This is a genomic window from Paenibacillus cisolokensis, assembly GCF_018403665.1.
GTDB classification, from domain to species: Bacteria; Bacillota; Bacilli; order Paenibacillales; family Paenibacillaceae; genus Paenibacillus_AH; species Paenibacillus_AH cisolokensis.
In genome coordinates this window covers 13,614-40,471 of sequence record NZ_BOVJ01000030.1, presented here as the reverse complement: position 1 = coordinate 40,471, position 26,858 = coordinate 13,614, and the positions used below count along the sequence as shown (strand labels likewise).

The 26,858-nt window shown below is 56.1% G+C and carries 21 protein-coding genes and 3 pseudogenes; 23 read left to right on the top strand and 1 reads right to left on the bottom strand.

Features of this window, described 5'->3' with window-relative positions; translation table 11 throughout:
* Window positions 1-91: 91 nt before the first annotated feature.
* From xylF to PACILC2_RS04385, 17 genes and pseudogenes are all read left to right on the top strand, one after another.
* Window positions 92-1,191: pseudogene (gene xylF / locus PACILC2_RS04465) on the top strand (D-xylose ABC transporter substrate-binding protein).
* A gap of 203 nt (window positions 1,192-1,394) precedes the next feature.
* Complete coding sequence (locus tag PACILC2_RS04460) at window positions 1,395-3,455, top strand: methyl-accepting chemotaxis protein (protein ID WP_213527735.1); 2,061 nt, start codon at window positions 1,395-1,397, stop codon at window positions 3,453-3,455.
* Between the two features lie 115 nt (window positions 3,456-3,570).
* Window positions 3,571-4,676: pseudogene (locus PACILC2_RS04455) on the top strand (sugar ABC transporter substrate-binding protein).
* Window positions 4,677-4,761: 85 nt separating this feature from the next.
* Window positions 4,762-6,285: an ATP-binding cassette domain-containing protein gene (locus PACILC2_RS04450; RefSeq protein ID WP_372447046.1), complete on the top strand. Its 1,524-nt coding sequence runs from the start codon at window positions 4,762-4,764 to the stop codon at window positions 6,283-6,285.
* Between the two features lie 10 nt (window positions 6,286-6,295).
* Complete coding sequence (locus tag PACILC2_RS04445; protein ID WP_062490625.1) at window positions 6,296-7,471, top strand: sugar ABC transporter permease; 1,176 nt, start codon at window positions 6,296-6,298, stop codon at window positions 7,469-7,471.
* A 473-nt stretch (window positions 7,472-7,944) separates the two neighbouring features.
* On the top strand, window positions 7,945-8,784 hold the full coding sequence (locus PACILC2_RS04440) for a putative RNA methyltransferase (RefSeq protein ID WP_244863223.1): 840 nt from the start codon (window positions 7,945-7,947) through the stop codon (window positions 8,782-8,784).
* 297 nt (window positions 8,785-9,081) lie between these two features.
* Window positions 9,082-9,702, top strand: coding sequence for a type II toxin-antitoxin system PemK/MazF family toxin (locus PACILC2_RS04435; protein ID WP_213527730.1), 621 nt, complete (start codon window positions 9,082-9,084; stop codon window positions 9,700-9,702).
* 261 nt (window positions 9,703-9,963) lie between these two features.
* The gene (locus tag PACILC2_RS04430; RefSeq protein WP_213527728.1) at window positions 9,964-10,494 is read left to right on the top strand and encodes a hypothetical protein; all 531 of its coding nucleotides are present in this window, start codon (window positions 9,964-9,966) and stop codon (window positions 10,492-10,494) included.
* A 295-nt stretch (window positions 10,495-10,789) separates the two neighbouring features.
* Window positions 10,790-12,058 carry a cache domain-containing sensor histidine kinase gene (locus PACILC2_RS04425; protein ID WP_213527726.1) on the top strand — a complete coding sequence of 423 codons (1,269 nt, stop codon included), beginning with the start codon at window positions 10,790-10,792 and terminating at the stop codon, window positions 12,056-12,058.
* A gap of 14 nt (window positions 12,059-12,072) precedes the next feature.
* Complete coding sequence (locus PACILC2_RS04420; RefSeq protein ID WP_213527724.1) at window positions 12,073-12,606, top strand: sensor histidine kinase; 534 nt, start codon at window positions 12,073-12,075, stop codon at window positions 12,604-12,606.
* A 110-nt stretch (window positions 12,607-12,716) separates the two neighbouring features.
* Window positions 12,717-14,036, top strand: coding sequence for an ABC transporter substrate-binding protein (locus PACILC2_RS04415; protein ID WP_062490635.1), 1,320 nt, complete (start codon window positions 12,717-12,719; stop codon window positions 14,034-14,036).
* 79 nt (window positions 14,037-14,115) lie between these two features.
* Window positions 14,116-15,051, top strand: coding sequence for a carbohydrate ABC transporter permease (locus PACILC2_RS04410; RefSeq protein WP_244863222.1), 936 nt, complete (start codon window positions 14,116-14,118; stop codon window positions 15,049-15,051).
* An 18-nt stretch (window positions 15,052-15,069) separates the two neighbouring features.
* Window positions 15,070-15,900: a carbohydrate ABC transporter permease gene (locus PACILC2_RS04405; protein WP_062490637.1), complete on the top strand. Its 831-nt coding sequence runs from the start codon at window positions 15,070-15,072 to the stop codon at window positions 15,898-15,900.
* Between the two features lie 54 nt (window positions 15,901-15,954).
* Window positions 15,955-17,349 (top strand): glycoside hydrolase family 32 protein, encoded by a 1,395-nt coding sequence (locus PACILC2_RS04400; protein WP_280515274.1) that lies wholly within the window; start codon window positions 15,955-15,957, stop codon window positions 17,347-17,349.
* Between the two features lie 88 nt (window positions 17,350-17,437).
* On the top strand, window positions 17,438-19,024 hold the full coding sequence (locus PACILC2_RS04395; RefSeq protein WP_213527720.1) for a response regulator: 1,587 nt from the start codon (window positions 17,438-17,440) through the stop codon (window positions 19,022-19,024).
* Between the two features lie 143 nt (window positions 19,025-19,167).
* Window positions 19,168-19,710 carry a protein phosphatase 2C domain-containing protein gene (locus PACILC2_RS04390; protein ID WP_213527718.1) on the top strand — a complete coding sequence of 181 codons (543 nt, stop codon included), beginning with the start codon at window positions 19,168-19,170 and terminating at the stop codon, window positions 19,708-19,710.
* Window positions 19,707-20,036, top strand: a complete 330-nt coding sequence (locus PACILC2_RS04385; RefSeq protein WP_213527716.1) for a hypothetical protein — start codon at window positions 19,707-19,709, stop codon at window positions 20,034-20,036. The genes PACILC2_RS04390 and PACILC2_RS04385 overlap by 4 nt, the downstream gene beginning before the upstream one ends.
* Here PACILC2_RS04385 and PACILC2_RS04380 read toward each other — a convergent pair.
* Window positions 20,033-20,848: an AraC family transcriptional regulator gene (locus tag PACILC2_RS04380; RefSeq protein WP_213527714.1), complete on the bottom strand. Its 816-nt coding sequence runs from the start codon at window positions 20,846-20,848 to the stop codon at window positions 20,033-20,035. The two genes, PACILC2_RS04385 and PACILC2_RS04380, sit on opposite strands and share 4 nt — an antisense overlap.
* Before the next feature lie 122 nt (window positions 20,849-20,970).
* Here PACILC2_RS04380 and PACILC2_RS04375 point away from each other — a divergent pair.
* From PACILC2_RS04375 to PACILC2_RS04350, 6 genes and pseudogenes are all read left to right on the top strand, one after another.
* A pseudogene (locus PACILC2_RS04375) lies at window positions 20,971-23,237 on the top strand (FAD-dependent oxidoreductase).
* Between the two features lie 27 nt (window positions 23,238-23,264).
* Entirely contained in the window at window positions 23,265-23,786 is a 522-nt protein-coding gene (locus PACILC2_RS04370; RefSeq protein ID WP_213527712.1) for an AraC family ligand binding domain-containing protein, read from the top strand.
* Entirely contained in the window at window positions 23,762-23,926 is a 165-nt protein-coding gene (locus PACILC2_RS04365) for a hypothetical protein (RefSeq protein ID WP_213527710.1), read from the top strand. The genes PACILC2_RS04370 and PACILC2_RS04365 overlap by 25 nt, the downstream gene beginning before the upstream one ends.
* A 20-nt stretch (window positions 23,927-23,946) precedes the next feature.
* Window positions 23,947-24,096 (top strand): helix-turn-helix domain-containing protein, encoded by a 150-nt coding sequence (locus PACILC2_RS04360; protein ID WP_244863221.1) that lies wholly within the window; start codon window positions 23,947-23,949, stop codon window positions 24,094-24,096.
* Between the two features lie 106 nt (window positions 24,097-24,202).
* On the top strand, window positions 24,203-24,967 hold the full coding sequence (locus PACILC2_RS04355; RefSeq protein ID WP_213527705.1) for a phytanoyl-CoA dioxygenase family protein: 765 nt from the start codon (window positions 24,203-24,205) through the stop codon (window positions 24,965-24,967).
* 251 nt (window positions 24,968-25,218) lie between these two features.
* Window positions 25,219-26,841, top strand: a complete 1,623-nt coding sequence (locus PACILC2_RS04350; RefSeq protein WP_213527702.1) for a helix-turn-helix domain-containing protein — start codon at window positions 25,219-25,221, stop codon at window positions 26,839-26,841.
* The last annotated feature ends 17 nt before the right edge of the window (window positions 26,842-26,858 follow it).

The window sequence follows — 26,858 nt, the reverse complement described above, 5'->3', positions numbered from 1 at the left end:
AAAAATGTGCGACGTATCGCCGACGGAATACCGCCGGATGCTTTTTGGCAAAAAGCGTAGGTTCCGCCAGGCTGCGGAAAGGAGGGGGAGGATGAGACGAAAGCTTATCTGCGGAACGCTGGCCGGGCTGATATTGGTTGCGCTTGCGCTGGCTGCCTCGTGCCGGTCCGGCGGCAACGATTCGCAGGAGAGGCGGAACGAGGCGCGGACGCCAGACGAAAAGACGGAAGAAGGGAGATCCGTTACGGGGCCGGTCAAGATCGGCTTTGCGATGGATACGCTGATCGAGGAGCGATGGCCGCGAGACCGGGAGTTATTCCGGCAAGCGGTCGAGTCGCTCGGCGCGGAAGTGGAGATTACGGTGGCAAGCGGCGACGACGCGCTGCAAATCAAGCAAGCCGAGACGATGATCAGCGAGGGTGTCGATCTGCTCGTCATCGTACCGCACGATGCCGAAGCGACCGCCGCGATCGTCAAGAAAGCCCATGCGGCCGGCATCAAGGTGATGGCGTACGATCGTCTGGTGAAAAACGCCGAGATCGACTTTTATGTGTCGTTCGACAATGAGAAGGTCGGCGAATTGCAAGCGAAAGCGATTACCGCGTTGGTCCCAAAAGGAAGATATGTCTATATCGGCGGGGCAGAAACGGACTATAACGCCCATTTGATCAAAAAGGGGTGTTCAAGGTGCTGCAGCCGCTCATTGACAGCGGCGACATTACGGTTGTGTATGACCAGTGGACAGCGGACTGGGTACCGACGAACGCGCAGACCAACATGGAGTCGGCGCTCAAGGCCAATCGCAACCGGATTGACGCGGTGATCGCCGCCAATGACGCGACCGCGGGCGGCGCCGTCGCGGCGCTTGCCGCGCATGGTTTGGCGGGCCGGATTCCGGTCGCCGGCCAGGACGCGGACTTGCCCGCCGCGCGGCGGATCGCCGAGGGGACCCAGACGATGACCGTGTACAAGCCGATCCGGACGCTGGCCGAAACGGCGGCCGGCCTTGCGGTCGCTATGGCGAGAGGCGAGCAGGTGGAGGCGGACCTCATGCTAAACAACGGCAAGATTGAAGTGCCTTCCGTTCTGTTGTCGCCGATTGCCGTGGATCGGAGCAATATCGAAGAGACTATTATTGCGGACGGTTTTCATAGCTGGGATGACGTGTTTCGGCAGGATCGGCGCCCGTAACATTGCGGCGGCTTAAGCCGGTTTGCCCTGGCGTCGGACAGCCCCCTTGCGCAGCAAACAGACTGCGCAAGGGGGCATTTTGCATGTAAAAACAAAATATTACCATTCAATACAAATCAATCCTCTTTTTCCCCCGCAACGGCAACAGCACGTCACCTTATAGTGGTAAATAAGATCATCGACTGATGCTGGAGGGGGCATGCATGAACAGAGGAAGACGAATTTCGCTTCGCATCAAATGGATGGCTCTCATTTCGGGGGCGGTATTGGTGTCGGTCCTGGGCTCGACACTGATGCTGTTTTACACGGCCAGGGCATCGCTGGAAGCCACGTTTTCCGAGGGCAATGCCGTCCAGGTTGAAAGCGCTGCCAGAGAGATCAGGGCGTGGACCGGAAAATACGAGCAAACGGTGCGGCAGCTTGCCCGGTCAATTGGTTTTGCAAGCGTGCAAGCCGCCGATCCCGGCGCGGCGATCGGTCAGTTGCTGCAAGCGGCGCAGGAAGATGACGCGCTGCTTGCGAGCGTGTATTTTATCTCTGCCGCAACGGGACGCATGCAAGCTTCTTCCGGTTTCGCCGAAGCGGGCGATGCCCGGACGGAGGAGGTTTATCGGCTTGCCGCTGCGGGCGGCGGCGCCGTCTGGACCGATGTCCGCCGGCATGAACGGCACGGCCGGATGGTTATGTCCGTTGCCGCGCCGGTGCTGGTCGGCGGCGAACTGTACGGGATTGCCGGTTTCGACATCGATTTGCAGGCCATCGGCTCGCTGCGCAAGTCCAATGAACGATTCGGGGGCAACAAACTGGTCATTTATGATAGCCATGGGGTCATCATTTCATCGTTCATGGACGGACTCGATGGCCGGAACCTCGATCCGGCGGCAAGCGGGCAGATGGAGGACGCGCTGCCCGACCGGGAGCAGATGGCGGAGACGTTCGCATGGGTGAAAGAGATTGCGGAGGGCAAGCGGCGGGGCATCGGCTTTAGCTGGGAAGGCGTCGATTATAACGGCGAAGTCTCGTTCGTGTACGCTCTCGATTGGACGATCGTGTCCTTTGTTGACAAGCAGGCGCTGCACAGCCAGTGGCGGACGTTTCTGGCCATCAGTTTCATCGCCGCTTTCGTCGGGCTTTGCATCGGCGCATGCGCGGCGTACTGGATCGCTTCCCGTTTGCTGAAGACGATCGGGGAGATCCGCTCCGCCATTTCGCGGACGGCAGCCGGCGATCTGACGGCGGAAATCCGCTATAACGGCAACGATGAAATGGGCGAGCTGGCGGGCAGTTACAACGCCATGCTGGCCAGCGTCCGGGGGCTCATCATGAAAGTGCGCGGGAGCGTTCGGGAGGTTGAAGATACGGCCAAAGAAGTGAAGGCCACTGCGGAAGCGAACGAGGCTGCCGGGCGGGAGACGGCCGGTTCGACCGCGGAAATCGCCGCCGGGGCCGCTCACACTGCGGAGGAAGCGGAGAGAAGCTCCGCTGCCGTCGACAGGCTGAGCGGGGCGATCGGCGTCCTGATCGGGCAATCCCGCGAAGTGGAGGCGGCTATTGCGGCAACCGGCTCCCACATCGAGAACGGCCGGCGCCAGGCCGGGCAGCTCGAGGAGGTCTACACTTCGCTGGATCAGGCACTGGGACAAGTGACGGCGATCGCCGCCGATCTGAGCGAGAAATCGCGTTCCATCTCTTCGGTGACGAAAATCATTGCCGACATATCCGAGCAGACCAATCTGCTTTCCATCAACGCGTCTATCGAGGCGGCGCGGGCCGGAGAACATGGCAGAGGCTTTGCCGCTGTGGCCAGCGAAGTCAGGAGACTTGCCGAGCAGGCCAAGCGCTCGTCGCAAAACATTCATCAGACGATCATGGAGATTTTGGCGCAGACCGGTCAGATGGTCGCGGTCGTCCAGGAGACCAACGCTGTGAACCAAACGCAGAAACAAGCCGTCGCGCAAGTCAGTCAGGCCATGCGCAGCATGCATGAGGCGCTGGAGAGGATGCTGCGCATGATCGAGCAGGAAGTCGCAGCGATCGCCGGTGTTGAGGGGCTGAGGGACGCGGTGGTGGCGTCCACGCAAAATATTTTGGCGGTGTGCGAGCAGACCACAGCCAGGACGGAGGCGATCGCCTCATCGACGGAAGCGCAGATCGGCGCGGTTCGGGCGGCTTCCGAGCAGGCGGGCCGGCTGGAAGCGGCCGTTGCCGAACTGCGGCAGGCGGTATCGCGGTTCAGAGTGGACGGTGATTCTGCCGGACTGTAAAAAAGTATAGCAAAAATTAAAAGAGTCCAGTTACGAAGCGCTTTCGGCGGCTCCAGCCTGCAGTATAGTGAGATTGTAAAAGACAAACAAGCAGCGATATGAAAGGGGTAACAAAATGAAAAAGAGATCGAAATGGCTATCGCTCGGACTTGTGCTGACGCTCTTTGCGGCCGTTTGTCCGCTTGCAGCGGCGGCGCAGGAGGAGAAGTGAGCGTCGGGATTGTGCTGCCCACCAAGGACGAGCCGAGGTGGGTGCAGGACGAGCAGCGTTTCAAAGAGGCGCTGGAAGGAACGAAATACACGACGGAAATTTTGTTCAGCCAGGGCTCCTCGGCCAAAGAAAAGGAAAATGTCGAGACGCTGATCAACAAAGGCATCGACGTACTGATCATTACGCCGCATGACGGCGATGCAGCGGCAGCCGCAGCGGAAGCGGCCAAGAAAGAAGGCATTACGGTCATTGCCTACGACCGGCTCATCACCAACACGGACGCGGTTGACTACTTCGTAACGTTCGACAGCTTCGCGGTAGGCGCGGCTCAAGGCCAGTACCTGATCGACAACGCAGGCGGCTCCGGCGTTCCGTTGTACCTGTATGCGGGCGCCGCTTCCGACAACAACGCGTTCCTGTTCTTCGAGGGCGCATGGAGCGTGCTGCAGCCGAAAATCGCCGACGGCACGTTCGTCATCGCCAACTCCAGCGAAGCGGAGGCGTTGAAGGACAAAGCGAAGCTTACCCGCGACGAAATGAGCAAGATCATCGGCCAAGTGACGACGAACTGGGACGCGAACGAAGCGAAAAACAAGGCGCAAACGCATCTGACCGCCGCAAGCGCAAACTTGAAAGGCGATGTTGCCATTCTTGCGCCGAACGACGGCACCGCCCGCTCGATCGCGGACGTCTTCGCCGCCGACAGCGCCATTACGAACTATGTCATTACCGGCCAAGACGCGGAGAAGGCCTCCATTCAATACATCATTGACGGCAAACAGTCGATGACGGTGTTCAAGGATGTGCGCACGCTCGTGAAAGACGCGATGGGCATGGCCGTGGAGATTCTCGACGGCAAGACGCCGGAGACGACCGGCTCCTACAACAACGGCAAGATTGACGTGAAAGCCAAACAAACGGATGTCATCGTCGTAGACAAAAACAACGTGAAGGCGGAGCTGATCGACTCGGGCTACTACGAAGCCGGCGAATTTACCGGTCTGGAATAACCAGCCGGCATCATGGACGCGGAATTGCGGCCGATCCGATCGGACCGCAGTTCCGCAATTAGTCGTTTGGGGCAAAGGAGGCAGCATGGTGAACGACTGCATGCTGGAGATGCGCAATATCTCCAAGGAATTTACAGGGGTCAAGGCGCTCGAGAACGTGAACTTCAAGGTGGGGCGAGGCGAGATCCATTGTCTGATCGGCGAGAACGGCGCAGGCAAATCGACCTTGATGAAAGTGCTCAGCGGTGTTTATCCGTACGGCACATACAGCGGCGATATCGTGTTTGAAGGGCAGGTCCAGCAGTTTCACAAAATCAGCGACAGCGTCAAGGCGGGGATTGTCATTATTTATCAGGAATTGGCGCTGTTCCCCGATTTGACGGTGTACGAAAACATTTTCGTCGGCAACGAGGTCAGACGCGGCAGCATAATTGACTGGAACCGGACGATCACCCAGGCCAAGCAGATGCTGGACAAAGTCGGGCTGAATGTGAATCCGGATACGCTGATCAAAGATCTGGGCGTCGGCAAGCAGCAACTGGTCGAAATCGCCAAAGCGCTCAGCAAAAATGTCAAGCTGCTTATTCTGGACGAGCCGACGGCCGCGCTGAATGAGAACGACAGCGAAAATCTGCTGAACCTGCTGCGGGAATTGAAGAAGCAGGGCATCACCTGCATCATGATTTCGCACAAGCTGAAGGAAGTCATCTCCATCGCCGACAAGGCGACCGTCATCCGCGACGGGCGCACGATCTGCACGCTGGACGCCGCCAAAGGCGAAATATCCGAGAGCGTCATTATCAAGCATATGGTCGGCCGCGAAATCGACGATATTTATCCGAAACGGACGAACCAGACGTTCGGCGCCAACGTGCTGGAGCTGCGCAACTGGTCGGCATACGACGCGCAGCTGGGGCGGCAAGTGCTCAAAAACGTCAATCTCCACGTCCGCAAAGGCGAGATTGTCGGCATCGCGGGGCTGATGGGTTCGGGAAGAACGGAACTGGCTCTAAGCCTGTTCGGCAACGCGAAGAACTACAAAGTGCAAGGAGAGCTTATCTTTGACGGTCAGCCGCGGTCGTTCAAGCATACGAGCGAGGCCATCCGCGCAGGCTTGGCCTATGTGACGGAGGACCGCAAGGGCGACGGGCTGTTTCTGGCCCAGGACATCAAGCAGAATGTCACGGCCGCCAATCTGAAGGGCGTGTCGGCCAAAGGCGTCATCAACGGCAACGAAGAAATCAAGATCGCCAATGACTACAAGGAATCGCTGTACATCAAGGCGCCTTCGGTCGAACAGATCGTCGGCAACCTGAGCGGGGGCAACCAGCAAAAGGTGTCGCTCGGCAAATGGCTGTTCGTCGGTCCGAAGCTGCTCATTCTGGACGAGCCGACACGCGGCATCGACGTAGGGGCCAAATTCGAAATTTACACCATCATGAACAAGCTGATCGCCAGCGGCATGAGCATCATCATGATTTCGTCGGAACTCGGCGAAGTGCTCGGAATGAGCGACCGCGTGTATGTCATGGCGGAAGGCGAGATCAAGGGCGAGCTGCCCATCAGCGAAGCCAGCCAGGAAAAAATAATGGAACTGGCGACACAATAGGAGGTTCATCATGAATTTCGTGACGGAAGTAAAAACGCTAGTCAAAGAAAATATCCGCGACTACGGCATGTATATCGCGCTGTTTGTCATCATGCTGACGTTTACGATCCTGACGGACGGCCTGTTCATGTCTTCGCGCAATATCAGCAACCTGCTGGACGCCACCGGCTATATTGCGGTGCTGGCCGTCGGTATGACCCTTGTCATCGTCATCCGGCATATCGACCTGTCCGTCGGCTTTGCGGCCGGTTTCCTGGGGGCGATCGCCGCCATATTGCTGACGCAGTTCGGCGTGCCGGTCTATTTCACCATTCCGATCATCCTCGCGCTCGGGGTTGTCATCGGCCTGTTCAACGGCGCGCTTGTGGCGTCCATCGGCATTCCCTCCTTCGTCGCTTCGCTGGCCGGGATGCTGATTTTCCGCGGCGCGCTGCTGCAAGTGACGGAGAAGACGGGCACGATCATCATCAAGGACAAGTATTTCAACGCCATCGGCAACGGCTATATTCCCTCGATCATGGAAGTGAACGGGCTGCACCTGCTTTCCCTGATCATCGGGCTGCTGTGCATTGTGCTGTACATGTACAGCGAAATCTCCGCGCGCCGCAACAAAATCAAATACAACTTCGAAGTGGTGTCCAAAGGGGTATTCGCGCTCAAGCTGGTGTTCATCTCTGCCATTATTGCGTATATTACCTGGATTCTGGCCGGCTACAACGGCTTTTCGTGGACCGTTATCATTATGCTGGCCGTCGTCGCCGGCTATCACTTCCTGACGACCAAGACGGTGCTGGGGCGGCATATTTATGCGGTCGGCAGCAATCCGGACGCGGCGCATCTTTCCGGGATCAACGTCAAGAAGATCACCTACATCGTGTTCTGCTCGATGGGCTTTTTGTCGGCGCTGTCGGGCATTCTGTTCACCTCTCGGCTGCAGTCGGCGACGACTACGGCGGGCACGCTGTTCGAGCTTGACGCTATCGCGGCCGCTTATGTCGGCGGGGTATCCTCCGCAGGCGGAGTGGGCAAGGTAACGGGCGCGATCATCGGCGCCATCGTCATGGCGTCGCTGTCGAGCGGCATGAACCTGCTCGGCGTCGGCATTTCCTATCAGTACATGATCCGCGGCGGCGTGCTCGCGCTGGCGGTAATCTTCGACGTGATGACGCGCAAGAAGCGGAAATAACGGCATACGCGGTATTAACAATCAGCCTCAATCAGCCTCCGGCCGTCCGGCCGGGGGTTTTTGCGCTGAAGCCGTCAGTACGAATGGATGCGGCCGAACTTTTTTGACTTATTCAAACAGAATCTCTATAATGAAATTTGCTTATCCATTGTCATGAATGAGAGGTATAAAAATGCATTACATCAGACTGCGTTTCCCGATTTGAACGGAAAAATTGAATACGTTCAACGGCTCTGTTCGGATAAACAGAGTAAACGGGATCAGTCTGCCCATTTTTCATCCTCATCTTCCTTTGAATAGACAACACATGCAGAAGAAGAAAGGCGGATCGTTCTGCCTTTTTTTGTTTGGCTTAATCTCTAACCGAATAAGGATGGGTCTTCTTCCGTTTACTCTGATCGCAGGCAGGCAGCCTGTGATTTTTATTTGGAAAGGAAGAAATACATGACCAAAAAATAAGAAGCGCCCAACGCGTGCGGAAACTGGAGTCGGTATTGAAATGTCCGATTTGCGAAAGCCCGGTGAAGGTTGTCGATCTTAAAAGTCTGATCTGTTCGCATAACCATACGTTCGATTTCGCCAAGCAGGGGTATCTCAACTTGATGCCCTATCCCACTAACAGTCATTACAAGAAGGAATTGTTCGAGGCCAGGCACAAAATCATTACGGAAAGCGACTTGTACGCGGCCGTGCATGAGACGATCACGAAGGCGATACGGGCGCATGCGGATGTTTCGATAAATCCTTTTATCATTGCGGATCTGGGTTGCGGGGAAGGCTCCCAATTGCAAAAGATTTTGGACGGATGCAGGAGCCGGACCGCGACCGGGATCGGTCTCGATATTGCGAAGGAAGGCATTATGATGGCCGCCGGAAGATACGAAAGCCCGATTTGGCTCGTAGCGGACCTGGCCAAAACGCCGTTGGCGGACCGGTCGGTTCATGTGATTCTGAATATGCTGTCTCCTTCCAATTACAAGGAATTCAAGCGGGTGTTGGTTCAAGGCGGTCTGGTCATTAAAGTTGTTCCTCGTCCCCTTTATCTGAAGGAACTGCGGGATATGCTCTTCGAAGACGATAAAAAGGTCTATCGAAACGAGGAAACGGTGTCGCGATTTAAAAACCATTTCCGTCCGCTCGACTCTTTCCGTCTAACTTACACTCAAAAACTGCATAACGCGGAGCTCGAACATTTGGTTCGAATGACGCCCCTTGCCTGGACCGCAGATCAAGCGCGCATTGATGCGTATATCAATCAAGAGACTGCAGAGATCACCTTGGATGTTGAAGTTTTAATCGGATTAAATATGTAATAGGAAAGCCAACGCGTGTGAAGATCGCAAGATAACGAATATTCCCTAATGACGAAGACCTGCTGAATTAACGGCAGGTCTCTTTCGTGCGGGGGAACTTATGTTCGCTGACGAGTTTCGGAAGGTTCCTATTATACAATAAGAATTAGTTCGGTATCATCCCGATTGTTCTTAATGTCATCCTCAACAGTTCGAAGAAAAGAAAGAGGAGTTTTATAAGGAGCTGCTGGCATAGGCAGAAAAAGAGCTGAAAGAAGCTTTGAAAAAGAAATCAGGGGTGAAATAGGGAGGGGCCGTATGGGAGAGGATAGAGATAACAAGAAAGTTAGAGATATTCCGGATTTAATGAGTGAAGCGAACAAACTCACAAATGACTTGAAAACGGTAATTGCCGACATGGAAGAAAAACGCGGGCGCGTATTTTTGAAATGCCTAAAGGATCAGATTAGATATTTAGATTGGGAAGAAGGCTTCAATCCCAAAAAGAGAAAGAACTTTGAACGTAAGGAAGTGGTTCATGTACAATTTGGATTTAATACCGGTTCTGAGCATGGCGGACCACATTGGGCAGTAATCCTTGATGGGGAAAAATGGTCGTGTCCTACAGTAACGGTAGTGCCTCTGGGATCGCTTGAGGAAGGGGAAACCCAAGAACATGTGCATAAAGATGATGTGTTTATCGGGACGATCCCCAGTATTAATGAAAAATTGGTGTACGCGATTCCAAATCAAATTCGAACAATAAGTAAGCTTCGAATCATCAGACCGAGGCATAAAAATGATGAATCAATCAAGCTTTCCAACCAACAGATGGATGAAATCGATAAGAAGTTATTCCAAATGTTCTTTAGTAAATCTAAGGTTATCCATGAGTTGGTGGCAAATTTATCCGAAGCGGCTACCGCCAGAGAGAAATGATTAAATAATTAATAAGATCATTGACAAAAGAGTTATTTTCCATTATGTTAGAAGCAACAGAGCCCTTGCGGCATTGGAGATGTATACAGTTTTACCAGAGAAAAAGCCATCCTTCGGGATGGCTTTTGACGTTACTAACACAATGGTCATCGGATTAAATAGGTGATTGAACTTTAACCGGATTAATGAAGTAATCGGAAATCCAAAAACGTGTTACAATGGGAAAGAAATGCAGCCGCCCCTCATTAAAGGAGGAGTTTCATGGAGTATGTCCGGGATTACACGATGTACGCTGCCATTTTCGGCATGTTCAGTTTTGTCTGGTTCGGCTGGGCGCAAGAAAAACCGAGAGCAAGCTGGCGAATCTATATCGGTTTGGCGTCCGCCGCGGCTCTGCTAGTATGTCTGGCTGGCGTCTATCTGAGCGTGAAAAATTGGGATGCGCCTTCCGCTTTGTCGGAAGGAACGGCTTTCCGCCAATATTTGATTACGGTCTGTATCGAATTTATTTTGGCTGGCATAGGCGCTTTTGTGCTGTATAAATTAAAACGCCAAAATGTTGTCGCCTCTTGGATCGCCTTTATCGTCGGTATCCATTTTATCGGCCTGACAAACGTTTTTGACGATCCCGGCCTCTATCTTCTGGCGGCGCTGCTCGTTGCCATCTCAATTCTTTCATTATGGATTGCTCCGAAACTGCAAGTAGCCAACAGCGCGATTGTGGGCATCGGAGCAGGCACGGTATTGTTCGTCTATGCCGTACTTGGCTTGATCCGCTATTTATCCGTATAAACGGGAAGGCAGCCTCATGCTCGAGGCTGTCTTTTTTCATTCTGCGCTGCCAGTGGATGGACGGCGCATTCTTTTTTCTCAAGCGAGCAGTGTTAGAAAGGCCATCGGTCCGCGGACTTCTTGACAAGAAAGCTACGGTGTGATTTCTACTAGAGTGACGCGACTCTACTTTCAGAAGAAGATCGCTAGAGCACTTGAATCGGAGCTCTGCCAATGTGCAGATGCATCGAATCGATAACCAAAGTTGTAGAAATCGATTTTGACTGTTGCGATATTGGTCCGGGGGGAATCGCCGTTGAATATTATCCTGCAACGATACAACAACCTTACACTGCGTTCGAAGCTTTCCTTATCGTTTATTCTATTGATCGTCATGTCCATGACTTTACTGGGGTACGGCTACTATTACAAAACGTCGGAGGTCATTTTGGGCAATGCGGCGGATTCGATACTCGGCCTGGTGAAGCAGACCAACCAGGCGCTCGACGCGCGCTTCTCCGGGATCGAGCAAAGCGCCGCGAACATGCATCTGGACGAGGAGTTGTTCGAGTTTTTCAATACGATTGCGCCGCAGAAGGACGGCAATTTCACCCATGAGGACGACCGGCGCATTACGCGCATTCTGCAGAAATATTTTCCGACCTCGTCGGACATGTACTCCGTCAATTTGCTCGCGAACAACTACATGTTTGGCGGCAATCCGAATTTCTGGCTGCCGAAGACGGACTTTGCCGATACGCAGGTCTATCGGGAAGGGCTGAAAGCGACGGAAGGCGTCCGCTGGATTCCGACCTACAATCTGCTGGAGATGTTTTATTTGTCGGAGCAGGCGGTCAAGCGCAAGTCCCAGTATGTCTTCACGGCGACCCGTTCGATCAATGTGTCGCTCATCCGCAACAATATGCTGAACCATTTGCCGCCGGAAGCCGAGCGGCCGGTGCTCGTCGTGAACTTTCAGGAGGAGATGCTGAAGCAGGCGTTCGCGGAAAGTTTACAGACGGCAGGGTCCTATTATTACGTGTTGACGCGGGACGGGCAGACGATTTCGACCTCGGACAAGGAGCGGCGGCTTCCGGAGGGGGCGAAGGAATGGATTCGCAGCCATCTGCCGGATGAAAGCGGTACGACCTATGTGGAGATCGATGGGGTGAAGACGCTGCTTGTCTACGACACGATTCGAGCGAATGGATGGTTGTCCGCCGTATTCGTGCCTTACCCGGAACTGGTCAAGACGGTGCCGGATATTTTCTCTTATACGATGCTGATCACGGTGGTCGTCAGCATAATCTCCATCATTATTGCTTCGATGATCGCAAGCCGCATCACCTATCCGCTCAAACGGCTGCTGGCCGGCATGCGCAAGCTCGGGGAGGGCAACTTCGGGCATCAAATCGAGGTAACGGGCAAAGGCGAAATTCCCTATTTGATTCACAAGTTCAACGATATGAACGGCCGGATCAAACAGTTGATCGATGAAAACTACAGCATCCGCCTCAAGAAGATGGAGGCGGATCTGCGGGCGCTCAACTTCAGTTCAACCCGCATTTTCTGTACAATACGCTGAACATTATTAATTATATGGCGATCGAAAACAAGCAGGACGAGATTAGCGAGATGCTGGTCGAGCTGTCGGAAATGCTGGCCTATACGGCGAAATATCAGCACGACGAGGTGCCGTTCGGCGAGGATTTGAACTATCTTGAAAATTATATCGGCATTATGAAAAAACGGTTCGTGGACAAATTTACGGTGCATACAGAACTGGACGAGGCGTTGTACCGTTACTCGGTGCCGAAGTTTTTCCTTCAACCGTTCGTCGAGAATGCGCTGATTCATGGTTTCGAGGACATCGAAGAGGGCGGGGAGATCCGGATAACCGGCTTTATCCGGAACGGCGTCCGGCAGTTCGTCATCGAGGACAACGGCGTCGGGATGAGCCGGGAGGCGATCGGCCGGCTGATGAACGGTCAGCATGAGAAGGAGCGGAAGGACTCGATCGGCATCGACAACGTGGACAAGCGGATCAAGCTGCTGTACGGCGAAACGTACGGTGTCGTCGTTCATTCGGAGCCGGGTGCGGGCACGAAGGTGACCATTACGCTGCCGGCGTGAACGAAGTCTGTGAGAAAGTCCACCATTTGACATGTATTTCGAGTAGTCGCGCCGCCGGGTTCCCTTCTACAATGAAAACGCAGACAAAAATAACTTCCGGGAGGGTGTCTATGAACATGCGTTGGATGAAGATCCTGCTTGCCGCCATTATGGCTGTGACCATTATCGGTTGTTCGTCGAACGGCAGCGGATCGAGCGAAAATCAGGAAGCGTCGGGCGGGACCGGCGGATCGGCGGAGCCGGTAGAGATCACATTCTGGCGTCCGCAAGCCGACGAAGCGGAAGATCAATTTTACCAGGAAGCGGTTAAAGCGTTCAACGAAGCGCACGAAGGCAAGATCGTGCTGAAAATGGAGACGGTTACAAGGGGCAATTCGTTCGCCTATGAAGACAAGATCAATGCGGCGGTGGCGTCCAACACGCTGCCGGACGTCGTAGCGTTGGACGGCCCGAACGTGGCCAACTATGCCGCGTCCGGTATCATCATTCCGCTTGACGAGTATTTCACGCAGGAGGAGCTGGACGATTTCGTACCCTCGATTATTCAACAAGGCACGTACAATGGAAAGTTTTACGCGGTAGGCCTGAATGAGTCGTCGGTCGTTCTGTTCTATAACAAGAAAATAATGGACGAGCACGGCATCGTGCCGCCGACGGAGATCGACAAGGCCTGGACGTGGGACGAGTGGTACGATGTAATGAAGCGGACCGCCGATCCGGACCGGGGAATTTTCGGAACGAACATGATCAATGACAAAGGCGAATGGATGACATATGCGTTCGAGCAGTTCTGGATTTCAAACGGCACCGACATCGTCAGCGAGGACGGTACCAAGGCCGAAGGCTACGTCAACAGCGAGCAAGGTATCGAAGCGGCCAATTTCCTGAAGAAGCTGGCGGACGAGAAGCTGTTCAACATCGACCCGACGCCGACGGAATTTGAGGAAGGCAAGGCTGCGACGAAACTGGGCGGCACCTGGAACATTACCGGCTTCGAAGCTTATCCGGATCTCGAATGGGGCATTACCTATTTCCCGAGAAGTCCGAAAGGCCAAGTCACGTCTCCTTCCGGCAGTTGGGCTGTCGGCATCAGCTCGAACAGCAAGCATGTGGCGGAAGCGGTCGAAGTGGTGAAATGGTTGACGAATAAGGAAAATTCCGCCCGATTGGCCAAGGCGATCAACGTGCCGGCCAGCCGCAAATCGGCCTTCGAGAGCATACCGGAATACAACGAATTGCCGATGCGCGTCATCAAGGAACAGGTGACAACCGTATCCCATGCGCGGCCTGTCACGCCCGCTTATCCGGTGCTGACGCAAAAGTTTGCCGAGGCGCTGATCGACATTATGGTCGGAGCCGACGTGAAATCGTCGCTGGATAATGTCGCCAAAGTTTACGATCAGGAATATGCCCGCAACTTCGCGGAATAATTCATAAGCGGCTTGCGCTGCGGCATTAGGCCATTAACCGCCTAATGCCGCAGCCGTTATGTCCCGCGGGAGAAAGGAAGTGAACGGAACAATGCAGGGCGAAGCGATGGCGAGCGCTCCAAGGTCGCATAAAATGTTGTCGCTGCGCAAGCGGAAGCGGCAAGAGGCCATTATGGGATATTCGTTCTTATTGCCGGCCGGCTTGCTTATTACTCTGTTCCTCATTTTGCCGTTCGGATTGGCGTTCGTTTTCGGATTTACCCGCTTTAATCTGTTACGGCCCGATCAGATCGAATTCAGAGGACTGGAAAACTATCTGTTTTTGTTTACCGATCCTTTGTTCTATCGCTCGTTGTACAATACGTTGTATTTCACGGCGATTGTCGTGCCGGTGCAGTGCGGGCTGGCATTGATGCTCGCTTTGCTGGTCAACCAGAAGCTGCGGCTGACCAACCTGTTTCGGATCGCCTATTTCAGCCCGGTTATCACGTCGATGACCGTCATCGCGATTTTATGGATTTATTTATATAATCCGAACGACGGATTGATCAACTCCTTTTTGCATGCGCTCGGCATTCCGAAGCAGCCTTTCCTGCGCAGTCCCGACCAGGCGATGAATTCGATCATTCTGATGTCGGTATGGCAGGCGGCGGGCTATCAAATGATGATTTTTCTCGCCGGTCTTCAGGGTATTCCGAAGGAACTGTACGAAGCGGCGTCTATGGACGGGGCGAACCGCTTTCAGCAGCTTCGGTACATTACGATCCCGAGCTTGTACAACGTGATCGTGTTCGTGCTGACGATAACGACGATACAGGCGGTCAAGCTCTTTACGCAGCCGTACATTATGACCAATGGCGGTCCCGAGAATACGACGCGGACGCTCGCGCTGTTCATCTACCAGCAAGGCTTCCAATTCCGGAACGCCGGCTACGCTTCGGCCATTTCGGTCGTCTTCTTCATCATCGTCGTGCTGCTGTCGTTTCTGCTGCGGAAGCTGCTTCGGGACCGATAATCCACACGGAGGTAGCACATGTCAGATCGCAAATATGCAGCATTTCTCTATGCGGCCAACGCTGTTATGACGTTGCTGTTTATTACGCCGCTCTTATGGATGGTCGTATCGTCGTTGAAGCCGGAAACGCACATTTTCGCGGATTTGAACTCGATCAAGGCGCTGTTGCCTTCATCCGTCACGCTTGATAACTATATCAAGGCGTTTCACCGGATTCCGATGATGAAATATTTGTTCAACAGCCTGTTCTATGTTACCGTTATTTGCATCAGCGGGCTTGTCGTCAACTCCCTCTGCGGCTACGCGCTCGCCAAGCTGCAATTCAAGGGACGCGACATGCTGCTGTCGGGCGTCATCGCGCTCATGATCGTGCCGTTCGAGAGCATCATCATGCCGCTTTATTTTATCGTCAATACATTGGGTTGGGTCGACACGTGGCTGGCGCTGATTGTGCCGTTCGTCGGCAACTGCTTCAGCATTTTCATGTTCCGCCAATTTTTTATGGACGTGCCGAATGAGATATTGGAAGCGTCGGCAATTGACGGCTCGTCACCGATGAAGACGTTCGTGCGAATCGTCGTGCCGCTGTCCGGACCGGTCTTCACGACGGTCTTCATTTTGACGTTCATCACGCATTGGGGCGATTTTCTCTGGCCCATACTGGTGACGACAGGCGAAAAGCTGCGGACCGTGCAGCTCGGCATTCAGACGTTCTTCACGCTGCCTCCGGTCTATTACGGGCAGATTATGGCAACGCTTACCTTTACGACGCTGCCGATTGTCATTCTGTTTTTGTTTCTGCAACGGTACTATATAGAAGGCATTACGCATACCGGCGTGAAAGGATGAGGTTCAAGTGGAAACCGGAAATTTGAACGTGCGCCTCAGGCCCCGTTATCATTTTTGCCGCGCAAAAACTGGATGAACGATCCGAACGGCACGATTTATTATAAGGGCGAGCATCATCTGTTCTATCAATACAACCCGAATGCGGCCTACTGGGACGATATGCATTGGGGACATGCCAAAAGCCGGGATCTGGTGCATTGGGAGGAGCTGCCGATCGCGCTTGCGCCTTCGCCTGAACTCGGCGAACGGCATTGTTTCTCGGGATGCTGCGTCATCGATGGCGAGCGGCCGGTTATCTATTATACAAGCGTAGGGGAGTTCGAGGGCTCGAAGACGATGGTCCGCTCAGGCGGGAGCCCGGACGCCGAGCCGGTCCGGATGGGCGCGCAGCAGTGGATGGCCGTCGGCAGCGACGATCTGTTAACCTGGTCGAAGATCGAAGGCAATCCGGCGCTCAGCACCGCCATTCACGGCGGCCACGATGTCGTCGACGACTGGCGCGACCCGTTCATATGGAAAGAGCAGGACGGCTGGCATATGGTGCTCGCCGGTACGCACAAGCACGAAGGCTGCATCTGGCTGTACCGGTCCGCGGATCTGTCGGACTGGCAGTTGCTCGGCAAACTGTACGCGGAAGATCATGTCATTCTGGAATGCCCGAACGTCGTGAAGTTTGGAGACAAGTATCTGCTCATCTATTCGGTCATTGAAGAGAGAGCGGTGAAATTTTGCTATGGTCCGCTCTCCCCGGACAAACGGCTTATCGTTGAGCGGCAGGGCTATCTCGACGGGCCGAATTCCGGCTATTACGCGACCAATATTTCAATCGACGGCGATGGCCGCGTGCTGCTGTGGGGCTGGATCAACGATGCGGCAAGAGGCGGACTGGACGTGCCGTTCGACTGGTCGGGCATCCAGAGCGTGCCGCGCGTCATCGGCTGGTCGGAGGAGCGGGGCCTCAAGATCGAACCGGCAAAGGAACTGGAGACGCTGCGCGGACGGTCGGCCGTGAAGCAGAGCTTCTCGATTGGCGGGGAAACCGTCGACACGGGCATCGAAGGAACCGCGCTCGACGTGGAGGTGGCGTTCCGACCGACAGCCGGAGGCACGTTCGGCGTCAAATTTCTCCGTTCGCCGGACGGTCTGGAGGAGACGGCAGTGGAAGTCGACCCGGCGAACAAGCGGGTCCGCATCGTGCGCGAGCGTTCGAGCGCAAGCGGCAGGACGGACGCCTCCGACGTCGTCCAGACCTACCGTTCGGATGAACCGACGGTGTCGCTGCGTCTTTTGATCGACCAAAGCGCGGTCGAGGTGTTTGTAAACGGCGAATCCTGCCTTGCCGCGCGGATTTATCCGATTCGAGAAGACAGCCGCGGCCTGTATTTGTTCGCACAGCAAGCGGTTGACATTGTACGGTTCCAGGCGTGGGAGATGAAGCCGATCGGTTAAGTCGGCGCATCATTGCCATGGCATTGAAGTTTCCGGTTGCGGAGGCCTTCTTCACTTTTGCAAGATTATTTTGGAAGGGGTGGCCTGTATGCATCATGTCCTCATCGTAGACGATGAACCGTTTCAGCGCAGAGTGTTGGCGAACATTGCGCGCAAGCATCCGGAGACGCTTGCCGTTTACGAGGCCGCAAACGGCAAGCTGGCTCTGGAAGCCGTGCGTTGTCATCCCGTAGATGTCGTCGTCACCGATATCAAGATGCCGATGATGGACGGCTTGAGCTTTATCGAAGAAATTCATCGGGACTACCCGGCGCTCAAAGTCGTGATCTTAAGTGGCTACCGGCAGTTCGAATATGCGCAGCGCGCGCTGCGCTTCGTCGCGTTCGATTATCTCGTCAAGCCGGTCAGGGAAGACCATATCGTCAAGATGCTGGACGACGCGTACCGGGCGATCCGCGAAGAGGAGGCGCAGCGCCGTGAGAAGGAAGACTTGGCATATCAGCTAAAGTATGCGCTTCCCGTTTATCGGGAACATCAGTTGAACAAATGGATCAAGGGCGGCCTGACCCGCGAGGAAGCGTCCGGACTGTGGCAGCAAGCCGGACTGCCGCAGCATGGGTATGTGCTGGCGCTTTCGTGGACAAATCTCGCCGACCGGGACCGTACGTCGCGGCAGCCTGATCCGGATGCGATCATGCGATTGGCGGAGCGGTGTCTGGCGCCTTACGGCTTCGCCGGTTGCTTCCAGGACGCCGAACGCGACCATATCCTGTATGTGCTGCTGAGGGCGGATTCGCATTTCCAGGATGAGCGGCTCGATGCGGTACTCGACGAGATGAACGTCGCGGCGGCCAAAACTTTGGCGCTGAACGCTTCCGCCGGTCTTAGCAGGTGGCGGTCGTCCCTGCACGAGCATGGAAAGGAAGCGGGCGAGGAGGCCATGCTCGCCGCGGCGTACACGTTCTACATTGGCGCTTCGCGGATCGTTCGCTTTGCGGAGGCGCCTGCGCTGCTGCCCGGCGTTCACGTCGGCCTCGCCAAGGAAGAAGAGGCGATGGAAGAGACGTTGCGTCAGGGCTTGTCCGACCGGATCGGGGCGATCGTCGAAGCCGTGTTCGAACGGCTGCTGCAGAAGGGCTGCGTCGTCCCGGAAGCGCTCCGTTCGCGCATTGCCCATTATGCGCTCAAAGTTGCCGGCGTCATGGCGCCGTTCGCGAGCGAAGCAGAGTACCGCGAGACGCTGGACGCGCTTGAGCGCGAGCATGCGCGGGCGGATACGCTCGCGGCGCTGAAGGACGCCTTGCGGAGAGGGATGGAGCGTATAGCGGACCATATTCGTGCGACAAGGTCGCACAAGCATGAACGGATTATGGAACGCTGCATCCGATATGTCGACGAACATTACATGGACGCGCTTCATCTGGAGACGATCGCCACGGCGTTTCACTTCAGCCCGAACTATCTGAATACGCTGTTCAAGCAGTATACGGGTATGACGTTCGGCAAATACTTATCCGATTTGCGCATCCGGAAAGTGGTGGAACTGCTAAAACAGAGCGACGCCAGAGTCTACGAGGTGGCGTCCAAAGTCGGCTTCGTGGACGAGAAATATTTCTACCGCGTCTTTAAACGGAAATTCGGCTATACGCCGGAAGAGTATCGCCGAATTATGTAATCGCTGCCCGGCAGATAGGCAGAGGTTCATCTCCGCCTATTTTTATTATAGAAGATTCCGAATTTTTTGGAGTATGATAGAAATATATGCAAGGCATCGCCGTTGAAATCAAAGGATTCGAGTAGGGGAGAGGAGATATGCAAGTGGAGACGATATCCATTAAAGGGACCGGAGACTGGAACGAGGATGCTCTCGTTGTCAACGGGCAGGCCGGGCTTTACGGCGTTTTGGACGGCGCCACTTCCCTGCATCCGTTTCGGGGGCCGAACGGAGAGACCGGAGGGTATCTGGCTTCCCATCTCATACAGGATTATTTTCAGGCGTTGAATCGGGAAGAAGCCTCCGAAACCCCTTTGAATGAGCTGGTATTACGGGCCAACACGCTTTTGCGGGAGGCGATGCGGGAATCCGGGATCGATCTGTCCGACAAATCGTCGTTATGGACAAGCGCGCTGGCTTTGGTCCGGATTCATGAAAAATATGTCGATTTTGCGCAAGCGGGAGACTGTATGATCGCCGCCTTGTATGAGGACGGCTCGGTTCGGAACGTTTCAAGAGACCACGTGGACCATGTCGATTACGAATCGCGGAAAATTTGGATGGACGGCATTCGTCGGGGCATCCGTCGCAAGGATGAGCTTTGGGAGCTCGTGAAGCCGGTCATTTTAAAAATAAAGAAAGAATGAATACGCTGAGCGGCTATTCCGTACTTAGCGGCCAACCTGAAGCGGCGGATTTCATCGAGTACGGCCGCATCAATCGGATCGGCCTCCGCTCGCTTCTCCTTGTAACCGACGGATTGTTTCTCCCGCGTTCGAGCATGGAGCCGCAGAACATGGACTGGGGAGAGTTGGTGAAGCAGATCAGAGAGAAAAGATTGAGCGGATATGCGGACTGGTTGATCCGTCTGGAGACCGGCGACGCGGAATGCCAGCGCTATCCCAGGTTTAAAGTGTCCGATGACAAGACCGGAATATGGATCGACTTTCAAGCGAGCGAAATACCAAACTAAACCCGATGAGTCCTGCGATACTGCGTAGGGCTCATTTCTATTTTTTTGGAGAAGACCCTGCTCAGATAAAAGCCGTTTTCGTAACCGCACCGTTCCGCGATTTGATCCAGAGTCATCGCGGTCGTCACCAGCAGGGAGCAGGCTTTTTGCAAACGGAGACGGGTCAGATAGTCGGTCGGCGGCATGTTGTGGGCGCGTTTGAAGCGGCGGGTGAACTGGACCGGACTGAGGCCGAGCGTATCGGCCAAAGACTTCATGCTAAACGGGCCGTACGCATGCCGTTTTAACAGATCCGCGGCGCGCACCATCAGCGGATCTTTGACGATCGCTTCGGCGTAAATCGCCTGATTGGACTCGGAGCAGTACAAGTACCAGATGTCTTTCAGCAGATGGTCCGTCCAGGGGTGGCGGAGCGAATGCGGCTGCCCGGCTGTTATTTTGAGCCTCTCATAATCGGAAGCAAGACGCTGCCGATCGGCGACGGTTATTTTGCCGATGGGAATCGGGCCATCGTGGCCGTGCGCCTCGAGCAAGTTGCCGTTCGGGTCATGCCAATCGAACATGATGAAATGAAAGGACAGCGGGGAAATCGTTTCCCGCCGGAACGGGATATGGGGCGGACAAAACACAAGATCGCCGAACGAAGCGGTTCCCCGCCGGTCCTGCACCTCATAGCGAAAAGCCCCGTCTTCGACGGCAAACAGCATCCAGCCCGGATACCGGTCCTCGTACAGGTCGAATCGTTCCTTGCGGTGCCAGTACCGGTACTGCCTGATCCGCGGCGTCAGCTCCCACAGCCGGTACCCCTCCATATGCGCACCCCTTTCCCGATTGAAAGAAAGTATATGCATCATGATAAAACAGTGTATGTCAAAAGGGAAGAGCAGCCTTTACTATGAAATTGTGAATATAAGGCGGAAACGGAGGCATCGGCATGAAGCTCGAAACGGTCAAAACGGATATCACCGTCGTGGGCGGCGGGCTGGCGGGCGTTTGCGCGGCGGTCGCGGCAGCCAGATTGGGACAAACCGTCGCATTGGTCAACAACCGGCCTGTGCTCGGTGGCAATTCCAGCAGCGAGGTGCGGGTGTGGGTGTGCGGGGCGACCGCGCACGGGACGCACCGGTATGCCCGCGAAACGGGGATTATGGGCGAAATGTTCGTAGAGAACCAGTACCGCAACATCGACGGCAATCCTTATATATGGGACCTGGTTGTGCTGGAGACGGTGCGTGCGGAACGAAACATTTCGCTGTTCCTGAACACCGACGTCCACGAAGTGGAGGCCGGCGGGGATGAGGATGAGCGGGCGATCCGCTCCGTGACCGGCTGGATGATGGGGTCGGAGAGGCGCATCCGCTTCGAAAGCCGAATGTATCTCGACTGTACCGGCGACGGGCTGGTCGGCTTTCTGGCCGGAGCGAAATACCGCATCGGCCGCGAAGCGCGGCACGAGTACAACGAAGAGTGGGCTCCTGCAGCGGCCGACGATATTACGCTGGGCAGCACGCTGCTGTTTTATACGAAAGATGCGGGACACCCGGTCAAATTCGTTCCCCCGAGCTTTGCCAAAGACATCGCGAAGACGACGATTCCGATGAAAAGGGTGATCCGGAGCGGCGACAACGGCTGCGCCTACTGGTGGATCGAATGGGGAGGAGAGCTCGATACCGTCCACGACAACGAACGGATTCGCGACGAATTATGGGCCGTCATTTACGGAATTTGGGACTATATCAAAAATTCCGGCAAGTTCGACGCCGAAAATATGACGCTGGAATGGGTCGGGGGCATCCCGGGCAAACGGGAATACAGGCGGTTTATCGGCGATTACGTGCTAAACCAGAACGATATTATCGAGCAGCGGCCGTTTGAAGACCGCGTCGCCTTCGGAGGCTGGTCGATCGATCTGCATCCGCCGCAGGGCATGTATTCGACCGAGTCCGGTTCGAAGCATCTGCATCCCGACGGCAATTACCATATTCCGTTCCGCTCGCTTTATTCGGTCAACGTATCGAATATGCTGATGGCCGGACGGGATATTTCGGCGTCGCACGTCGCGTTCGGCACGACGCGCGTCATGGCGACCTGCGCCGTCATGGGAGAAGCGGCCGGTACGGGAGCGGCGCTGTGCGTGCAGAAGGGTGTGACGCCGCGAGAGCTGTACCGGCGTCATATGAAAGAGCTGCAGCAGATCATGCTGCGCCAGGACGCTTCGATCATCGGTTTGGCGAACGAGGATCCGCTCGATCTGGCGAGCAGCGCGCGGGTGACGGCTTCGAGCGTGCTGAAACGGATCGCGGTCGACAAGCCGGCGGAAGCCGTCCGGATGACGGCCGATGTCGGCATCCTGTTTCCCGTCGATCCGCATCTCGGCCGCGTGGAGCTGCTGATCGACGCCGATCGCGCAACCGTCATCGACGTCGAAGTGCGGGATACGGGCAGACCGGAAAATTACGTGCCCGGTTCGCTGCAGGCGAAAGCGTCCGCTGCTGTGAACAAAGGCGAGAAGCAATGGGTCGCGTTTGACATCGGGTGGACGCCCGAGCGTCCGCAAAATGCCTTTCTGATCGTCAAAGCGAACGAGTCGGTCCGCTTGCACCACTCCGATGAGCCGCTAACCGGCACGCTTATTTTTTCAAAGGCTCCGCGCCGGTCGTCGATCCGTCGTTGGAAAGCCATCAGCCCGCGCAGCCGGTCGTGCAATGGCGAATGAACCGGAAGGCGCGCCGGCCGTTCTGTTTCCGCGTCGGTCCCGAAACCCGCGCCTATGAGGCCGATAAAGCGATTGACGGCTACCATCGCCCGTATGGCGCTCCCCATCTGTGGGCGTCCGAACCGATGCGCGCCGGGCGGGAGGAATGGATCGAGCTGGACTGGCAGCGCGAGGTCGAGGCAGCCGAAATCCACATCACGTTCAATGACGATGTGAACGAAGATCTGATCAACCTGCATCATCACCGCACGCCGTTTGAAATTGTGCCGGAGCTGGTGAAAGACTACCGGATCGAGGCATGGGCGGACGGAAGGTGGACCGTGCTGCACCGCGAACGGGACAACCGCAGGCGAAAACGGGTCCATGTCTTGCCGGCTCCGGTGCGCGCCGGACGGATGCGCGTTGTGGTCGAATCGACCAACGGATGCCCGCGGGCGGAAATCGTGGAAATCCGCGTATACGCCACGCGGAACGTGCGGAATTAAACCGGCTCAAACGTGGCGGTGAACCGGATGCGGCAGTCGATGTCTTTGTTCGTCGATTCGTTGAAAATTCTTTATTTGCATATCAAGCCGTATGAATTGGACTATACCTGGACGGTCGGACCGCGGCAATTGCATCATTCCGTGTTATGGTATGTCACGGCCGGCCAATTCGCCCTGCACGTACAGGACGCCAGGCATGTCGGCCGCGCCGGCCAAATATATTTGCTGCCGCCCCGATCGGCCATCCGTTGTCATGCGATTACGGAGCGCGTCTCTCTTGTCAGCGTCAATTTCGATGCGAACATTACGTTTCTCGGTGAAAGGGTCTGGTCCGAGGCGCTGCATCTTCCCGTTGAGCTAGACGGCGAATGCCCGCAAATCGCATCTGTGCTGCAGGAGATGCTGCGAACAGCCGGCCAACCGTCGGCGGCGCAAACGCTGTTGCTGCAGGCCGGCCTGCAAAACTGGTGGCTCTGCTGCTCAACAGGCATATTCGATCCATGCCCTCCGGAGCCGTTCCTGTCATGGATGCGAGGGTGGAGAAAGTGATCGAATATTTGTCCTGCCGCCCGGACCGCTTTCCGAAGATGGCGGAATTGTGCGAATGGGCCGAGGTGAGCGAATCCCATTTGCGCAAGCTGTTCATCCGTTTTACCGGCATGCCGCCGCTGCATTTTTGCATCATATGAAGACCGAGCAGGCGAAGGAGATGCTCGTTCGCTCCGACGCCCGTATCAGCGATATCGCATACCGGCTCGGCTTTGCCGATCCGAATTATTTTTCCCGGCTGTTTAAAAACAAGACCGGATTTACTCCCCTGCAGTATCGGCAAAAATACGGCATCTGGATGGACGGATGAGCGGTTTGTGCTATAGAAGACGGATTTGCCGGGTAGTTCCGCCATTCTCCGACCCCTTATCATGGTGTTATCGTTATCGATTACCATATATGGGAGGTAGATGATCATGCTTGCCAGAGGGACTTCGTTTTCATTGAAGCAGTATCGGGAAGACGGGTACAGCGGCCCGATCCGGGGATTGACGCTGCAGGAGGCGGAGGAAGGCTGCGACCGCTTTTTCGCGGCGCTCGGGCAGTCCAAGTACGAGCCCGGTCCGGCTCGAACCGATTTGTCCGCATGGCATCACAAGCACCGTTGGGCGTACGACCTCGCGACTCATCCGGCCATCGTCGAGGCCATGGCGCAAATTTTGGGAGAAAACGTCGTGCTGTGGGCGATGCATTTTTGGTATAAGGAACCGGGCAACGAGAAGTATATTCCGTGGCATCAGGATATTCATTACTGGCCGATGGAACCGGCCGTCAACGCCACGGCATGGGTCAGCCTGGGCTGGTCGCTCCGGGAGAACGGCTGCCTGAGGCTCATTCCGGGCAGCCACCGAAGCCCGGTAGAGCATATCGATCTGGGCGACGGCAAAAGCGCGTTCGGCCAAGGCGCTGCGGCAGAGCAGGTGGACGAATCCAGGGCGCTCGACATCGAGATGTCGCCCGGACAAATCGTCTTTTTCAACGAACGGACGTTGCACGGATCGGGAAGCAACATGTCCGATATTCCGCGCGTCGCCTTCTCCGTCCGGTACACGACGCCGGAAGTGAAGTTCAAGGTGGAAGAATTCGGCGGCAACAGGGAAAGAATCCAGACGTTTCTGGTACGGGGCGTTGACGACTATCATTTGAACGACGGCATTCGCGGGGTTGTCCCGGCGGAATGAGCCGCTATTCTATTTCGCAGCGAACGATGCGGGCCGCCCTTTGGCGGCTTTTTCGCTCTAAACTGCACCTTATTTTGAAATCGTTTGCAAATACGGGATCGAGCAAACTTGAGGGAAACGGAGGTCAGACGATGGAACATCAGCCAACTGAGCATCGACCAACAGAACATCAGCCAACTGAGCATCGACCAACAGAACATCAGCCAGCAGAGCATCAGCCAGCAGAACATCAGCCGCTTCGGGTATTGGTGGTGGACGACGAGCTCCCCCTTCTGCAGGAGCTGCGTTCGTATCCTTGGGAGACGTTCGGCGCCGTACTGGTCGGCGAAGCCGAAAACGGGGAAGAGGCACTGGCTCTGTGCTGCAACCGCGCCCCGGATGTGGTGGTGACGGACATTACGATGCCGCTTATGGACGGTTTGACGCTGTTTCGGGAAATCAAGCTGCGGCATCCCGAAACGCAAGTGATTCTGCTGACATGCCACAGCGATTTCGCTTACGCGAGAGAAGCGCTTCGGCTCGGGGCGCTGGAATATTTGGTGAAGGTGACGTTGGATGAAGCGGATATGGGACGGGCGCTGGACAAAGCGCGGCAAGCGCTGGAGAAGGAGCGGTCTTACCGCCGGCAGGCAAGCCGGGAACGGCGGAGGGAGCAGGCGCTTGGGCTGGCCGCTTTGCTGAAGGGGCAACCGGACATGGCCGCAACCGCCGACCTGGGGCCTTTCGGGCCTTTCGCCCGGATTTCGGCGGAGGAGCCGGCGGTGCTGACGTTTCCGATGCGGTTCGCGTGCCTGCAGGTCGACGCCGCGCCGGACGATCTGCTCTTCGTCCGGGAGGATCTGCAGGAGCTGCTCGAGCCGCTGGAAGCGCAGCACGGCCTCACCGGGCTGTGGGTCGGGGAGAGCGCATGCGTCCTGCTGCCGCCGCCCGGACTTTCGGAAGCCCGGCTGCGGTCGAAGCTTGAGGCGGCGCTCGGCCGTCTGCGGGAGCTCGTCGAAACCAGGCTCACATTTTACAGCCGCGAAGTGCGGCTGTCCGTCATCCTGAGCGAGCCGGTCGACGACTGCGCGGCGCTGGCCGCGGCGTGGCGGACGGCGAAGCTATGGCGGCTGGCGCGCTTTTACGAAGCGGAGGGAACGGGGAAGGCCGCCGCCGACGAGCATGCGGGCGGCGAAGGGGCGGCCGCAAGGGGGGGCGGACCCGCCACACCGACCGTCCCCCGAGCGTCTCTTTATACAGGCCGCCCGCTGCCGTTCGCCCGCCGCACGGACCGCATCGATGCGGACTTCCGAGCCTTGATGCAGCCCGCCGCCGCATCGTCTTCCGCCCGGGCCGCGCTGCTCCGCGAAGCACTGCCGCGCTGGTGCGCCAGGCAGCGCCTGCTGCCGGACGACTTGCGGAGCCTCGTCGCCGAATGGTATGTCGCCCACGCGTCCGAACCGCTGCGGGCGTCCGCCGGGGATACCGCGCGGCGGATACTGGCCGCGGAGACGCTGTCCGAGCTCGTTTCGGTGCTCGTCCACGCGTTCGAGCGCGAAGCGGGTACGCCCGAAACATCCGGTCGGCGCGAAGTGCGCGAGACGATCCTCTACATCCGGGAGCATCTGGCCGATCCGCTCACCGTCACCTTGCTTGCCCGTCACGTCGGGTTAAGCTCCCGCTATTTGAGCCGTCTGTTCCGGGAAGAGAGCGGCGAATCGATCAACGAGCATATTACGCGCCTGAGGATGCAGCAAGCCCTCCGTCTGCTGTCGACGACCAATCTGAAAGTATATGAAATCGCCGAACGCGTAGGCATTCCGAGCTACCGCTATTTCACGGCGCTGTTCCGCGAACATTACGGCATGGCGCCGACCGATTGCCGAGGCGGTTAAACCAGACCATTATGGCA